The 14042-nt window shown below is 73.5% G+C and carries 13 protein-coding genes; 7 read left to right on the top strand and 6 right to left on the bottom strand.

All coding sequences use genetic code 11. The features are described from left to right. Positions 1–109: 109 nt before the first annotated feature. The 3 genes from ACZ5FU_RS24760 (at position 110) to ACZ5FU_RS24750 (ending at position 2778) form a co-directional block, all read left to right on the top strand. Complete coding sequence (locus tag ACZ5FU_RS24760) at positions 110–1303, top strand: acyl-CoA dehydrogenase family protein (RefSeq protein ID WP_451525754.1); 1194 nt, start codon at positions 110–112, stop codon at positions 1301–1303. A 333-nt stretch (positions 1304–1636) separates the two neighbouring features. Beyond that, positions 1637–1885, top strand: coding sequence for a WhiB family transcriptional regulator (locus tag ACZ5FU_RS24755; protein WP_469046640.1), 249 nt, complete (start codon positions 1637–1639; stop codon positions 1883–1885). A 266-nt stretch (positions 1886–2151) separates the two neighbouring features. Further along, a complete protein-coding gene (locus tag ACZ5FU_RS24750; RefSeq protein WP_451779365.1) occupies positions 2152–2778 on the top strand; it encodes an RNA polymerase sigma factor in 627 nt (208 codons plus the stop codon). A gap of 118 nt (positions 2779–2896) precedes the next feature. Here the strand turns inward: ACZ5FU_RS24750 and ACZ5FU_RS24745 are convergent, their stop codons facing one another. The 5 genes from ACZ5FU_RS24745 to ACZ5FU_RS24725 all read right to left on the bottom strand — a co-directional run bounded on the left by ACZ5FU_RS24745 (position 2897) and on the right by ACZ5FU_RS24725 (position 6900). Further along, a complete protein-coding gene (locus tag ACZ5FU_RS24745) occupies positions 2897–3802 on the bottom strand; it encodes an anti-sigma factor (protein ID WP_451525757.1) in 906 nt (301 codons plus the stop codon). Further along, positions 3786–4400 (bottom strand): RNA polymerase sigma factor, encoded by a 615-nt coding sequence (locus tag ACZ5FU_RS24740; RefSeq protein WP_451525758.1) that lies wholly within the window; start codon positions 4398–4400, stop codon positions 3786–3788. Before ACZ5FU_RS24740 ends, ACZ5FU_RS24745 begins: the two co-directional genes overlap by 17 nt. Beyond that, the gene (locus tag ACZ5FU_RS24735; protein ID WP_451525759.1) at positions 4397–5089 is read right to left on the bottom strand and encodes a class F sortase; all 693 of its coding nucleotides are present in this window, start codon (positions 5087–5089) and stop codon (positions 4397–4399) included. The genes ACZ5FU_RS24740 and ACZ5FU_RS24735 overlap by 4 nt, the downstream gene beginning before the upstream one ends. Before the next feature lie 84 nt (positions 5090–5173). After that, positions 5174–6001 carry a DUF4397 domain-containing protein gene (locus ACZ5FU_RS24730; RefSeq protein ID WP_451525760.1) on the bottom strand — a complete coding sequence of 276 codons (828 nt, stop codon included), beginning with the start codon at positions 5999–6001 and terminating at the stop codon, positions 5174–5176. Positions 6002–6414: 413 nt separating this feature from the next. Continuing rightward, entirely contained in the window at positions 6415–6900 is a 486-nt protein-coding gene (locus ACZ5FU_RS24725) for a MarR family transcriptional regulator (RefSeq protein ID WP_451525761.1), read from the bottom strand. 149 nt (positions 6901–7049) lie between these two features. Here ACZ5FU_RS24725 and ACZ5FU_RS24720 point away from each other — a divergent pair, with 149 nt between their 5' ends. Next, on the top strand, positions 7050–8216 hold the full coding sequence (locus ACZ5FU_RS24720; protein ID WP_451525762.1) for a PP2C family protein-serine/threonine phosphatase: 1167 nt from the start codon (positions 7050–7052) through the stop codon (positions 8214–8216). An 807-nt stretch (positions 8217–9023) separates the two neighbouring features. After that, positions 9024–10265, top strand: coding sequence for a PP2C family protein-serine/threonine phosphatase (locus ACZ5FU_RS24715; protein ID WP_451525763.1), 1242 nt, complete (start codon positions 9024–9026; stop codon positions 10263–10265). Here ACZ5FU_RS24715 and ACZ5FU_RS24710 read toward each other — a convergent pair. Next, complete coding sequence (locus ACZ5FU_RS24710) at positions 10242–10742, bottom strand: MarR family winged helix-turn-helix transcriptional regulator (protein WP_451525764.1); 501 nt, start codon at positions 10740–10742, stop codon at positions 10242–10244. The two genes, ACZ5FU_RS24715 and ACZ5FU_RS24710, sit on opposite strands and share 24 nt — an antisense overlap. 562 nt (positions 10743–11304) lie before the next feature. Here ACZ5FU_RS24710 and ACZ5FU_RS24705 point away from each other — a divergent pair. Next, complete coding sequence (locus ACZ5FU_RS24705; RefSeq protein ID WP_451525765.1) at positions 11305–12924, top strand: PP2C family protein-serine/threonine phosphatase; 1620 nt, start codon at positions 11305–11307, stop codon at positions 12922–12924. Further along, on the top strand, positions 12921–14027 hold the full coding sequence (locus tag ACZ5FU_RS24700; RefSeq protein ID WP_469046637.1) for a cobalamin B12-binding domain-containing protein: 1107 nt from the start codon (positions 12921–12923) through the stop codon (positions 14025–14027). Before ACZ5FU_RS24705 ends, ACZ5FU_RS24700 begins: the two co-directional genes overlap by 4 nt. Positions 14028–14042 lie beyond the last annotated feature (15 nt).

Raw genomic sequence — 14042 nt, 5'->3', positions numbered from 1 at the left:
CTGCACGTTCTTCGCCGGAAGGGCCGCTCGCGGATGCACCGCCGTCCCCGGCGTGCATTGCCCGGCGTGATCGTGGAACAAGGGCCCCACGACTTCGAGGAAGGACCCCATGACTTCACTCACGGAACAGCACGACGCGGCCGACTTCTACGACTTCGGGGCCGCCCTGAGCGAGGACGAGCGCGAAGTGCTCCTCAGGACGAGGGCGTTCATGCGCGACGAGGTCCAGCCGCTGGTGGCCGACCAGTGGGCCGAGGGCTCCTTCCCCAGGGAGCTGATCGCCCGTTTCCGCGAGAGCGGACTGGTCGGCCTGCCCTACGCGGGGTACGGCGACGACCGCCCCGCCGCCAGCCATCTGCTGACCGGGATGATGGCGATGGAGATGAGCCGGGTCGACGCCTCGGTCGCCACCTTCTTCGGAGTCCACAACGGGCTCGCCATGCACGCCATCCACACCGGGGGCGACCAGGCCCAGCGCGACCGCTGGCTGCCCGGCATGGCGAGGATGGACACCGTCGGGGCGTTCGCCCTCACGGAACCGCTCGACGGCTCCGACATCGCGGCCGGCATGCACACCACCGCCCGGCGCGAGGGCGACGACTGGGTGCTCGACGGCGCCAAGCGCTGGATCGGCAACGCCACCTTCGCCGACCACATCGTCGTCTGGGCCCGCGACGTCGACGACGACCAGGTCAAGGGGTTCGTCGTGGACGGCGGCACACCCGGACTCAAGGTCGAGAAGATCGCCCACAAGACGTCGCTGCGCATCGTGGAGAACGCCGACGTCACCCTCGAGGGCGTCCGCGTCCCGGAGTCCGACCGGCTGCAGAACGCGTCCTCCTTCCGCGACGTCGCCGAGACCCTGCGCGCCACGCGCAGCGGCGTCGCCTGGCAGGCCCTCGGCGTCATGATCGGCGCCTACGAACTCGCCCTGCGCTACGCCACCGAGCGGCAGCAGTTCGGCCGTCCGCTCGCGGGTTTCCAGCTCGTCCAGGACCTCCTGGTCAAGAGCCTCGGCAACATCACCTCGAGCTGGGGCATGCTGCTCCAGCTGGCCCGGCTCCAGGACGCGGGGGTGTTCCGCGACGAGCACTCGTCGCTGGCGAAGGCGCACGTCACCGCCCGGATGCGTGAAGTGGTGGCCTGGGCCCGGGAGATGTTCGGGGGGAACGGCATCGTCCTGGAGTACGACGTCGCGCGCTTCTTCGCGGACGCGGAGGCCATCTACTCCTTCGAGGGCACCAGGGAGATGAACACGCTGATCGTGGGCAAGGCCATCACCGGGCAGAGCGCCTTCGTCTGATGCGGACGGCCCGGCACCGGCGATCGTCGCCGCATGAACCCCGCGCGGGCACGGGCGCGGTCACGGGTGCCGTGCTCCGGGGCGCCGCCGCGGGCGCCCCGGGCGGCCGGAGGCCCGGACGGGACGAGGGTGGCCGAAAAGAACCGAAAAGTCTATATTCCTACGTACCCCTGCCGGGTCCCGCGGCGCTTCGGACGCCGGGGACAGGAATGCCCGAGAACGGGCGGCCAGACGACCGGCGGAGGATCCCATGTTGTCTTCACCCTGCGGCACCGCCCGTGCCGTGCTCCACGGCGGCACCCGCCGTGCGGCGGCCGGGACGGCGGAAGGCCTGTGAACTGGCGCGATTCGGCGGCCTGCCGCGACGAGGACCCCGAACTCTTCTTCCCCGTCCGCGAGGACGGCCTGTGGCGGCGACAGATCGAGCAGGCCCGCTCGGTGTGCCGCCGCTGTCCCGTGGCGGGGGCCTGCGGCGCGTGGGCGTTGCGCAACGCGGAGTCCGACGGGATGTGGGGCGGGATGACCCCGGGGGAACGCCGCGCGCTGCGGCTCGGGCGGGTCGCCCGGAACAGCCCTGCCTGAAATGGGCGCGTCCTCCCCTCGCAGGCCCCGGCCCGGGGCGGGGGGAGCGGCCCGCCGGGGGTGCCCGCCTCCTCGGCGCCGACGGCGCCGCACCGATCCGATGCAGAGACGATGCAAGTTGCCGCACAGAGATACGACTCCGCATCCTGGACGAGTCGAATCGCTTCCTGCGACCGGCCGCGAGGGGTCTTGTGCTCCGCGCGGCCGCGCAGTGGCCCGGGCCCTCCGAGCCGGAACCGATCCCTCCCGTACGAGGAGCAATCGCCATGACTGCACGGCAGGCCATCGAACCGACCTCCCGGCCGGCGCCGCTACGGGCCCCCTCGGAGGAGTCGTCGGCCGACGAGGAGATCGTCTCGCGCTTCATGGCGGGTGACGAGGCCGGCGTGGCCGCCGTCTACCAGCGGTGGGGGCCACTGGTCTACACCCTGGCGCGACGCTCCCTCGGGGACGCCCGCGAGGCCGAGGACGTCACCCAGGTCGTCTTCCTCGCGGCCTGGCGGGGGCGTGCCGGGTTCGCCCCGGAGCGCGGCACCCTGGCCGCCTGGCTCACCGGGATCACCCGTCGCAAGATCGCGGACGCGCTGTCCGCCAGGACCCGGCGGACCGAACTCGGCGCGGCGGCCCAGTCGTTGCTGCCCGGCACGGAGTCGGAGCCCGACGCCCAGCCGGACGCCGTGATCGACCGGGTGATCATCGGTCACGAACTGGCCAGGCTCCCCGCCCCGCAGCGCCGCGTCCTCGGCCTGACGTTCTACGACGACCTGACGCAGAAGCAGATCGCCGAGGTGACCGGCTGGCCGCTGGGCACCGTCAAGAGCCACGCCCGCCGGGGCCTGCACCGGCTCGGCCGCTGCCTGCGGGAGAGCGGGACGTTCCACCACCTCGCGTGAACGAGGCATGGACCCGCGTGAACGATGCACGGACGATGCGACATCCGTGACCGTCCGCTCCCCGCCGCCGGGCCCCTCCTCGCCACGGGACCCGCGCCCGTCGGCGGGGAGCGGACGGTCAGCCGGCGAACGGGCCGCGGACGAGGCTGTCGCCGGAGTGGTCGGGTCTGCCGTTGTAGGGCTGGACGGACACGTCGACCACGGAGTACTCGTCGAGGTCGATGTTGTCGGGGACGGGCAGCGCGGCACGGCCGTCGGGGCCCAGGACGCCCATGGAGACCAGTTTGGTGTGCGTGCGGTCCATGAGCCAGACCTCGAAGTAGCCGGACGTCCGGGGGAGACCCTCGACCGTGACGTCGAGAGTGCGGTGCCCGCCGCCGTCGCTGAGCCGGGCGTAGCCGGCCGAGTCGGCCCGCAGGGAGTCCAGCCGCTCGGGGGCGGCCGAGGGGGCGCTCGTGGACCTCTCCTGCGTCGTCCACCAGGTGACGGCGCTCCCCGCGGCCGCGCCGAGGAGCGCGGCGCACGCGGCCAGGGCCACGGCGGAGCGCCCCGGCCGGCGGAGCCTCGCCCGCGCCGCGGTCCACGCCGTCGTCCGCGCTCCCGGCCGTGTCGCGGTCCGCGCCGCCGTCCGTGTCACGGGACGGCTCGCGGGACGGCCCGCGTCCGGGGCGGTCACACCCCCGCCTTCCGCGCTCCCCCCGTCCCCCGGCGACCCTGCCTCCTCCGCACCCCCCGCTTCCTGCGCACCCCCCGGCAGGCGGGCGCGGGACGAGTCCGCCTCGGTGTCGTGACCGTGCGGGACGGCGATGCCGAGTTCGGCGGCGATGGAGTCCCACAGGCCGGCCGGCGGCTGGAGCAGGTCGTGCTCGTCCACCGAGGACGCCCTGGCGCTCGCGACCACGTGGCGCAGGGACCGGAGCTCCCGCGCGCAACGGCCGCACTCGAGCAGGTGCTCGGCGGTGGGAGGGGACGGCTCCTCCCCGATCGCGATCAGCGCCAGCGTTTCGTCATCCGTGTGCTCCACCGTCCACCTCCAATCGGTTCTTCATCCGCATCAGTCCGCGCCGGGTGTGGCTCTTGACGGTGCCGAGCGGGAGACCGGTCCGCTCGGCGATCTGTGCCTGGGTGAGATCTTCGTAGAACGCCATTCTGAGCACCGTCTGCTGCTGTTCGGGAAGCCTGTCCAACTCGTTCGTCAGCAGGATGTGGTCCAGTACGGAGTCGGCCGGGCCCGCGGGCCGTCCGGGCGGGGCCGACGCCGCCGCCGAGGTGATCGCCTCCACGTCCCGCAGGTGCCGGGAGCGTCTGGTGAGGGCGTCGGCGACCTTCTTGTGGGCGATGCCCATGATCCACGTCTTGAGGGACCCGCGCCCGGCGTCGTACCCCTTGCGGCCCTGCCAGGCCCCCACGAAGACCTGCTGGGTGACGTCCTTCGCCTCCTCGGCGTCTCCCAGCCTGCGTGTCGCCACCGTGAACACCAGCGCACCCCACCTTCGGTATGCCTCACCGAGGCACGACTCCTCACCGGCCGCGAAGCCGTCTCCCAGGCGGGCGTCGGACAGGGACGCCGCGGCCGCCGCACCGGCGGCCAGGACCTCGGACCCGCCCCATCGTGACGTCACTTCGGTGCCTCCACCGCGGTGACCACCAGATTGTTCTGGTACCCGCCGCGGTCGGGGAGGTAGGGGCCCGCGCAGGTGATGAGGGTGAGGACGGCCGGGCCGTCCCTGCGGAACGCGTCCGACGAGGGCAGGTCCCGCTTGCCGACGGTACGACGCGTGGTGACGCGGTACGCGGTCCGCTCGTCGTCCGCGCTCGTGACGAGCACCTCGTCGCCCGGTCCGACGTCGTTCAGGGCGTCGAGGACGCCCAGGCCGCGCCCCTCGGAGTCGACGTGGCCGACCACGACGGCGGAGCCCCGCGGGGAGCCCGGCGCGGGGGAGTAGCGGTACCAGCCGACGCGGCCGGGATCCTCCGGCACCTCGACCTGACCGTCTCCCGTGACTCCCACCGGATCGACCGGAGCGCGGACGCCGAGCCGGGGCAGGGCCAGGGACGTCGGCTCGGCGACCGGCCCGGTGGCCGGGGCGGGAGCGCCGGACGCCCGCCCGCCGGCGGCCGTCGCGGCGACCGGGTCCCGTGCCGGGCCGGTCGTCGCGGTGCCGGTGACCGGTGTCGCACCGAAGTCGTCGGCGGCGGGGGCCCGGTCTCCCGGCCAGGAGCCGGCGAGCAGGACGGCGGAGACGACGAGCCCCGCCGGCGCGCACACCAGCCCGATGAGGACGGGCCGCCGTGACGACCGCTTGCCCATGGAGAAGTCCTCCCTGCACGAGGATTGCGGGGTGCCGCCCGGCGGCGGCACCCGTTGTGGTGACGAGGGCTGTGTCCGGCGCGCCTATCGGGCCGCGGAGCGCAGCCTGACCAGCAGCCCGGCCGCCGCCAGCGCGGAGACGGCGCCCAGGGACAGGGCGCCGAGCGGCAGACCCTCGTTGTGCGCGGCGGCCTGACCGCTCCCGCCGGCCGGGACGCCGCCCGGGGCGGAGTGCATGCCTGTCAGCGTCTGGGTCTTGAGCGCCAGGTTCTTGTCCTGGGCGCTGCCCCAGGCGTAGACGACGGTGCTGGTCCCCTCGGCCAGGTTCAGCTCGGCCGGTCCGATCGCCACCGTGTCGGTGCCGGCCAGGACCACGTCGGCGGACACGGTGCCGGCCGGGACCTCGCCCTCGGCCTCCTCGGGGTTCTCCAGACCCTTGAACACCGGAGTCCCGCCGGCCCGGACGTCGACCGCGGGGGCGGCCGCGACATGGCGGACGGTCAGCCGGGCCTGGCCGGCCGGCACCTTGGAGGTGTCGTTGACGAACGCGTCCAGCGCGGGCGCGCCGTCGGCGGTCAGGTGGGCGACCAGGGTGGCGTTCGCGCCGGCGGGCACGTCGACCGTCTTCTCGACGGCCGGAGTGCCGTCCGGCCCCTCGCCGTCCTTGAAGATCTTGACGTCGTAGGAGCCGGCGTCCAGCTTCATCGGATCGGTGAGCGTTCCGGGCTTGAAGTCGGGGATCAGCTCCTTGTCCCCGGCGTAGACGTCGACTGTCAGGCCGGGTACCGCGTGGAGCACGGACACGGTGGCCTGGTCGCCCGCGGCCTGCGGCTGGGCGAGTGCGGGAGCGGCGGCGGACAGGGTGACGACGGCGCCGACGGCGAGGGCGGCACCTGCAACACGTGCGGTCATGGCGGCTCTTCCCTTCGTTCGAGTTCGTCTCGAATCTGTGAGGACGCATTCCGCCGCCCGTGGCGCCCCGGTTTCACTTCCCGCCGTTTTTCTTCCGCCCCGGATCCGGGGCGGGGAGAGCACCCCCGCCCGTCGGCAGCCGGTGCCGACGGGCGGGACGTGAGGGGTCCGTACGTCTCGGCCCGGCCGCGGCCGGGATCTTCCACCGGCATCGGGATCAGGGGCGCGGGCGTCCCCGTCCGGGAGGCCGGCGGACGCGGACAGTTGCCATTTGACAACTATAGCCATGAGGCAAGAGAGTGGAACGGGACGCGGGCAGGAGGGATCCGGGGATGTTCCAGTGGGCGGGGACCGCTCCGCTCGCTGTCGACCGGTGCCGGGCGGGTGGCGCGACCGACGTCGCGGTGGGTCGCTCAGGCGGTCCGGGTGTCGACGTCCTGGGTGTCGTCGTGTATCTGCACCGCCGCCGCGTCGCAGAACGCCTCGAGCCCCAGCAGCAGCGCGGTGCGGTGCGCGGGGGACATCTGGTCGAGCACCGCCCGCAGCACCTTCTCCCTGCGCGCCCGCAGATCGGAGAGGAACGCGGTGCCCCGGCCGCTGAGGTACAGGCGCACTTCGCGCCTGTCGCTCGGGCTCACCGTCCGCTCCACGAAGCCGGCCGCCTGGAGGCGGTCGCACAGCCTGCTGGCCGACGGCGGCGTGGAGGCGAGACCGTCGGCGAGGGTGCGCAGGTTGATGCCCTCGTGATGCTCCAGAATGAGCAGGACGCGCAGTTGCGACGCCGACACGGGTGCCGTCGAGGCCCTGCCCCACAGGACTTCCAGCAGCTCCGCAGCCGTGGAGGTCACGCGCGCGACCCCGTCTGGCTCTGGGTGGGGGCGGAAGGAAGTCACAGTCACGCTCTCGTAGGCACCGGGACAGCCGTCAGCGTACTAGGCGATCGAGCCGGCCAGAGAGGGAACCGCCACGGGCACGGCTGTGCCACGGTGGGTACCCGTCAGGTGGGCGAGGCCCGCTCCATCCGACAAAGATTGGTGTACTTCTCCACGTGAAGAGATTCGTGACCGCGGAGCGCGCTCTGCGCGCGGCGGCACCGGACAAGCTGCTCGAGGCGGTCCGGCGCGTTCTCACCGAGCACTACGCGGCGGAATCCGTCGAACTCTTCATGGCCGACTACGGCCTGACCGTGCTGCAACCGGTGTCCGGGCCGTCGCAGGGCCAGGAGTCGGTACCGGTGCACCACGGTCCGGCCGGCCGTGCCTTCGGGGCCCAGGAGGCCTTCGTCGAGGGGGTCCCGGACGGCATGGTGTGCGTGCACCTGCCCGTCACGGTCAGGGGGGACCGCCTCGGTGTCCTGTCGGTGACCCTGCCGGGCGGCGATCACGCGCGCGACAGCCTCCGGGAACTGGCGGAGATCGCGGAGGTCCTCGGGCACGAGGTGGTCGTGGCGGAACGGGACACGGACCTCTACCTCCAGGCGCGGCGCAAGGACCGGCTGACCCTGGCCGCGGAGATGCAGTGGCAGTTGCTGCCGGGCCGTTCCTGCGCCCGCCCGGAGTTCGAGCTGGGAGCCCAGCTGGAGCCCGCGTACGCGATCTTCGGCGACAACTTCGACTGGTCGTCGACCGCCGACCGGCTGATGCTCTACCTCTCCAACGGCATGGGCGAGGGCATAGAGGCCTCCTTGCTGACGAACCTGGCCGTCAACGCGCTGCGCAACGCCCGACGGGCGGGCCTCTCGCTCGCCGACCAGGCGGCACTCGCCGACCAGGCGGTCTACGCCCACTACCGGGGACACCGCTATCTCTCCGTCCTCATGTTCGAATTCGATCTCGTGGGCGGACGGGTCCAGGTGGTGGACGCCGGCTCCCCGCAGATGCTGCGCCTGCGCAACGGCAAGGTGGAACGGGTCACCTTCGAGGCCCAGTTGCCGCTCGGCATGTTCGAGGAGACGGACTACGTGCCCCAGGAGTTCGAGGTCGAGCCGGGCGACCGTCTCGTCTTCGTCAGCGACGGGGTCTACGCGGTCGCCTCCCCGGGCGGCGAGACCTACGGCGACGCCGCGCTGGCCCGGGCCATCCTGTCCACCCGGCTGCTCCCCGCCGCCGAGGTGCCGCGGGCCGTCCTGCGCGAACTGACGGGCCACCGGGGCGACGCGATCCCGAGTGACGACGCCCTGGTGGTCTGCCTCGACTGGCGCGGCCGACAGCCGTGAGGGCCGCTGGGCGCCTTCGCCCGACGCGGACGACGAGGCGTTGTCCGCGCCTCGTCCCGCCCGCCGGTCTTCGTCGCACGGCACGTATCGGCTGATCGTCCTCTCGCGTCGGACGCCGGCCCGATCCGGGAGCGGCGACAGGTGCGGCGGGCCGCGCCCGAACGCGGGTTCGCCCTGGTGCCCCGGCCGAGCCGCTCACCGCGGCCGGCGAGCCGGCCCGCGACACCCTGGTCCACGGCGGCGGCGGACGGAGGGAGATCGCCACCGTGGACCGCGGGGCGTTCCGCGGTCTCCGGCTGACCTCCGTCGGCACGGGGCCGGGCATCGACGACCTCGACCGGGCCACGACCGACGGCTGCACCTCCCGAGGCGGCCTCGGCCCGGGACCGAACGGGGCCGGACCGCTGGTGCAGGAGTTCGCCGTCGACAGCCGGCCGGGCCACGGCGGCACCGTCACCGTCAGCGCCCGGGTCTCCGGGCCGCCCTCGCCCCGGCCCGCTTCGGGACGACCCGACGGGGCGAGAGCGGCCGCACGGGCCGGCGCGACGCGCGACACGACGCCCGCGGCCGTCGAGCCGGCCTCCTGCGGGACGGCCGGCGGAGCGCCGCCCCGGCCCTTCGGACCACGGACGGACGGGCCGCGCCCGAGCGGTCGCCTCCGAGCGGCTCTGCCGGAGCGGCCGGGTCGAACCGTCGTTCCCGAGCACCGTCGCCCCCGAGCACCGTCGTTCGTCCGGAAGCGCCCGGGCAGGGGGACCACGGGGATAACGTGGGGAGATCGAGGGGGCAGGGGAAAGGGTGGACGCCTTGAACACTTCGGAACCGGTCCCGTCGGCGGAGAGCCGGCTGCGGGCCGCCCCGCCCCACGCGCTGGTCGCCACGGCCCGAGGTCTGCTCGCCGACCGCGTCGGCGCCGAGCAGGTGACCCTCCTCCTGGCCGACTACGGGCTGAGCGTTCTCCAGCCGGTCACCGACCTGCCGCACACCGGCGATCCCGTCCCCGCCCACGAGGGCCCCGTCGGACGGGCCTTCCTCAGCCAGGCCCCGGTCGTCGAGGTCACCGACGACCCGGCCCCCGCCCACCTCGTCCATCTGCCCATGACCATGCGCGGTGACCGGCTCGGCATCCTGTCCGTCCGTCTGCCCCACGGCACGGCGGACCCCGCGACGGTGCTCCAGCTCACCGACTTCGCCACCGCGCTGGCCCACGAGGTCGCCGCCGCCGACCGGGACACCGACCTCTACCTCCAGGCCCGCCGCACCCGGCGTCTCACCCTCGCCGCCGAGATGCAGTGGCAGCTTCTTCCCGGCCGGGGCTGCGCCCGCCAGGAGTACGTCATCGGAGCCCACCTGGAGCCCGCCTACAGCGTCGGCGGCGACAACTTCGACTGGTCGACCGGCGCCGACCACCTCGTCCTCAGCGTCACCGACGGCATGGGCCAGGGCATCGACGCCTCGCTGCTCACGAGCCTCACCGTCGGGGCCCTGCGCAACGCGCGCCGGGCCGGGATCGGCCTCGCCGACCAGGCCTGCCTCGCCGACCAGGCACTCTTCGCCCAGTACCGCGGCAAGATGTACTCCTCGACCCTGCTGCTGCGGTTCGATCTGGACTCCGGCCTCGTGCACGCCGTCGACGCCGGCTCGCCGCAGCTCTACCGCCAGCGCGGCGACACGACCGAGCGGGTCGAACTGGAGGCGCAGCTGCCGCTGGGCATGCTCGAGGAGACCCCCTACGAGGAGCAGACCTTCACGGTGGAACCCGGCGACCGGCTCATCGTGCTGAGCACCGGCGTGCACGGCGCCCGCGACGCCGAAGGCGGATCGTTCGGGGACCGCGCGCTACGGCAGATCCTCGGTGCCACACGACGGGAGTCCCCGCACGAGGCGGCGCGGGCCATGGTCTCCGGCCTGATCGAGCACTTCGGCAGCAGGGCCCTCGCGGCCGACGCCGCGGTCGTCTGCCTGGACTGGCACGGCCGTACGGAGGAGACGGCGCGGCGGACACCACCGGCGCCCCGGCCTCCCTCACCCGGAGCCGGGAGACCGTGACGGTCCGGTTCTCCCCGTCCTGAGGAACCCCATCAGCCCACGGCGCAACGCGTCCCTGTCGACGGGGTCCATCACCCCCAGAGCGACGGCGAGAGCCTGGGCACGCCGCCCGGCGACCTCCCCGAGCACCTCCTGGCCGGCCGCGGTCAGCATCAGCTGGACCTCACGGCGTCTGCGCGGATGGAACGAGCGGTCGAGCAGGCCGGCCGCCTCGAGACGGTCGCACAGCCGGCTGGCCGTGGGCAGCCCGATGTCCAGACACTCCGCCAGGGCCGTGAGATTGAGGCCCGGCGAGTCCTGCAGCGCGCGCAGCGCCCGCAACTGGTGAGGTGACAGCCGCAGCGTCGCGTCGTGCGCGGCGGCGGACCACAGACTCGTCAGGTTCTCCACGGCATCGGCGATCTCGAGGGCCATCCCCTCCGGCCCGTCGGGGGGTCCGTCGGTGTGATCCTCGCCGGGACCGTCGAGATGCGTCACTGATCAGTCGCTTTCGGTAAGCCTGAGGCACTGTGAACACCCATGCTCATTCAAACGCAGTACCCGAGGAACCGAGGAGCAAGCGACCGCTGATGTGTGCGATCGCAGACGAATGTGTGTGCATATGCCAAGAGCGTGTGCGGCTCCTGGCCGGCGCGCGACGGCGGCGCCTCGCCCGGCCTGCGGCGGCGGCAGCTCGCCCGGCCTGCGTTCCGCCGCGTCCGGGCGGCGGCCGACCGTTCGCCCCGGCGTCCGGAGGTCGTCCGCCCGTGGCTCCAGGGGTAGTCTCGGAGTGGCTCCCCGGCCCGGACGCCAGGCCGCCCGGGTGGCGCGCCCCGGAGTTCGCGCGTGAACGAAGTGTGAAGGTTCGCGGCTCTCGGGCAGGTGCGGAAAGTGCGGCAGCCCCTGTGTTTCCGGGGTGTTCGCGGGGCGAGGGGGCGCGGCGTCGCGCCGATCCGGGGACTCATGGTTGCACCAGACACCCACCTGCGCGATTGTTGTTCTCCGACAACTGTCTTCTTCGCCGAGTGAGGTGAGGGTCCACGCGCAGGGGCCCCGCGGCATGACTTCCTTCCCGGACGCCCCCAGCACCGGTGGCGCCAGCGCGCTGAGCGCTGCCACCGCCCCCCATCCCGTCATCGTCCTGGCCCCGGACGGACACGTCGTGGAACTCAACGGCGCCGCCTCCGACCTCCTGCCCGCGGCCCGGACCGGGCGGAACCTGTCCTCGCCCCCCTGGCTGGCCGCCACCGACGGCCTTCTCCGTCCGGAACCCGTCAGCGGCACGGTGGACGACCGCTTCTTCTCCGCCCACCCGTCCGCCCTGCCCGACGGCAACACCGCGTGGTGGTTCGTGGACGAGACCGCCCACCGGTCGGTGGTCGAGGAACTGGAGGCGGAGCGCGGACGCACCCGGTTCCTCACCGAGGCCTCCAGCGCTCTGCTCGCCTCGCTGAACGTGAGCCGCTGCATGGAGGTCACCGCCCGCCTGGCCACCGAGCACCTGGCGGACGCCGCGCTGGTCGTCGCCCCCACCGTCGCCAAGAAGCTGCCCCTGGTCGTCTGCGACCACAGGGGCGAGGTGACCCACGTCACGGCCGCCGGGGCGCCGGACACCGTGCCGGGCCTGGCCGAGGCGCTGCGCGGCTTCCCGCCGGTGCCCTCACGGTGGATAGACCCCGCCGCGGCACCGCAGTGGCTCGTCCCCGAGGGATTCGGCGAGGTGGGTTCGCTGGTCATCACGCCGCTTCCGGGCCACGGTGTGCCGGCTGGCGCGCTGGTCCTGCTGCGCCGTAGTCACAAGGCCGCCTTCACCGACGCGGAGGAGGCGCTCGCCGGGCTGTTCGCCGCCCGGGCCGGCGCGGCGATGTCGGCCGCCCGTCTCTACGCGGAGCAGAACTCGATCTCCGACACGCTCATGCGGGAACTCCTGCCGCCCACCCTGCGGCAGATCCAGGGCGTCGAGTTCGCCGGGGGCTACCGGCCCAGCAAGGACTCCGAGCGCGTGGGCGGCGACTTCTACGACGTCCACCCGCCGACCGACGACTCCCCCGAGACGCTCGCCGTGCTCGGGGACGTGGCCGGCAAGGGCCTGGAGGCCGCCGTGCTCACCGGGAAGATCCGCAACACGCTGCACGCCCTGCTGCCCATGGCCGACGACCACGACAAGATGCTGCGCCTGCTGAACAACGCCATGCGCAACAGCCACCACACCCGCTTCGCCACCCTGGTGCTGGCGTCCGTACGCCGCGAGAAGGGCGACGTGGTGCTGCGCCTGACCTCGGCCGGCCATCCCACACCGCTGATCGTGCGCGGCGACGGAACGGTCGAGGAGGCCGACACCCGGGGGACCCTGATCGGCGTCATGCCGGCCATCACCTCCCGGACCGCGAGCGTCAGACTCGCCCCGGGGGAGACGTGCCTGATGTTCACCGACGGCGTCACCGAAGCCAGGGGCGGCCCCCTCGGCGACACCATGTTCGGCGAGCAGCGCCTGCGGCGTGCCGCCCGGGAGTGCGCCGGCATGCCCGCCGAGGCCGTCGTCGAGCGCATCCAGATGGTCGCCTCCCAGTGGATCGGCGGCGGACGCCACGACGACATCGCCCTCATGGCCATCACCGCCCCACGTGGCACCCACCTCAGTGCCGTGGACGGGACGACCCGGGGCAGGTACACCGCATGACCGGCCACCTCACCGACACCCACCAGGGCTCGCGCCCGCCCGGCGTCGACGCCGGCCGCACCTCACCCCACGACGGCGAGCAGGCCCCCCGCTGGGCGGACGGGCTCTGGGCGGCCGTCCGGGCGGGGGACGAGTACGCGGCCGTCGACGTCGTCACCGAAGCCCTGCGCGCCGGACTGGAGCCCGAGGCGGTCCTGCTGGACGTCATCGGGTCCGTCCAGCGCAAGGTCGGCGGGGAGTGGGCGGCCGGCCGCATGAGCGTGGCGGACGAGCACGTCGCCACCGCCATCAACGAGCGGGTCATCGCCGTCCTGCCCATCGTCCGGCCCTCCGCGCCCGGCTGTCGCGTCACCGTCGCCTGCGTGGACCAGGAATGGCACGCGCTGCCCGCCCGCCTGGTGGCGGAGACGCTGCGGCTCCGCGGCTGCCGGGTGGACTACCTCGGCGCGCAGGTGCCCACCGCCCATCTGATCGGCCACGTCCACCGCACCGGACCGGACGCGGTGTGCCTGTCCAGTTCCCTGCCCACGCGGCTGCCCCTCGCCCACACGGCGATCACCGCCGTCCAGGCCACTGGTACCCCGGTCATGGCCGGCGGTCTCGCCTTCGGTGCCGACGGCCGGTACGCCCGTCTGCTGGGCGCCGACGCGTGGGAGCCCGACGCGCGGGCCGCCGCCGACCGGCTCACCTCCGGTCTCCTGGCCCGGCCGGCGGCCGCCCACCAGGCGATCGACGACCTGCCGCACCTGGGCGACCAGGAGTACACGATGGTGGCGGGCGCCTCCACCCGCCTGGTCCGCGAGATCTTCCACTCCCTCGAACAGCGTTTTCCTCCCATGAGTGCCTACACCGAGGCGCAGCGGGAACGGACAGCGGAGGACCTCGCCCACATCGTCGACTTCCTGACCGCCGCCCTGTACGTCGACGCCCCTGAGATCTTCACCGATTTCCTGACCTGGACGGCCGACCTCCTCACCGCCCGGGGCGTGCCCGCGCGCTCCCTCGTGCCCGGCCTGGACCTGCTGGAGGAGCAACTGCGCGACTTCCCCCGCGCCCGCCGTTTCATCGATGCCGGACGAGCCGCGCTCGCACCCTGTCCCTGACCCCGAGACGCTGGA

It is taken from the genome of Streptomyces sp. NPDC031554 (genome assembly GCF_055580685.1).
The sequence above is the reverse complement of the archived record's forward strand: the minus strand, read 5'-3'. Positions and strand labels throughout refer to the sequence as shown.

Bases quoted from the DNA above. Each gene is read 5' to 3' on its own strand.
- ACZ5FU_RS24705 (WP_451525765.1), top strand. From the start codon at position 11,305: ATGACTTCCTTCCCGGACGCCCCCAGCACCGGTGGCGCCAGCGCGCTG.
- ACZ5FU_RS24750 (WP_451779365.1), top strand. From the start codon at position 2,152: ATGACTGCACGGCAGGCCATCGAACCGACCTCCCGGCCGGCGCCGCTA.
- ACZ5FU_RS24735 (WP_451525759.1), bottom strand. From the start codon at position 5,089: ATGGGCAAGCGGTCGTCACGGCGGCCCGTCCTCATCGGGCTGGTGTGC.
- ACZ5FU_RS24730 (WP_451525760.1), bottom strand. From the start codon at position 6,001: ATGACCGCACGTGTTGCAGGTGCCGCCCTCGCCGTCGGCGCCGTCGTC.
- ACZ5FU_RS24760 (WP_451525754.1), top strand. From the start codon at position 110: ATGACTTCACTCACGGAACAGCACGACGCGGCCGACTTCTACGACTTC.
- ACZ5FU_RS24700 (WP_469046637.1), top strand. From the start codon at position 12,921: ATGACCGGCCACCTCACCGACACCCACCAGGGCTCGCGCCCGCCCGGC.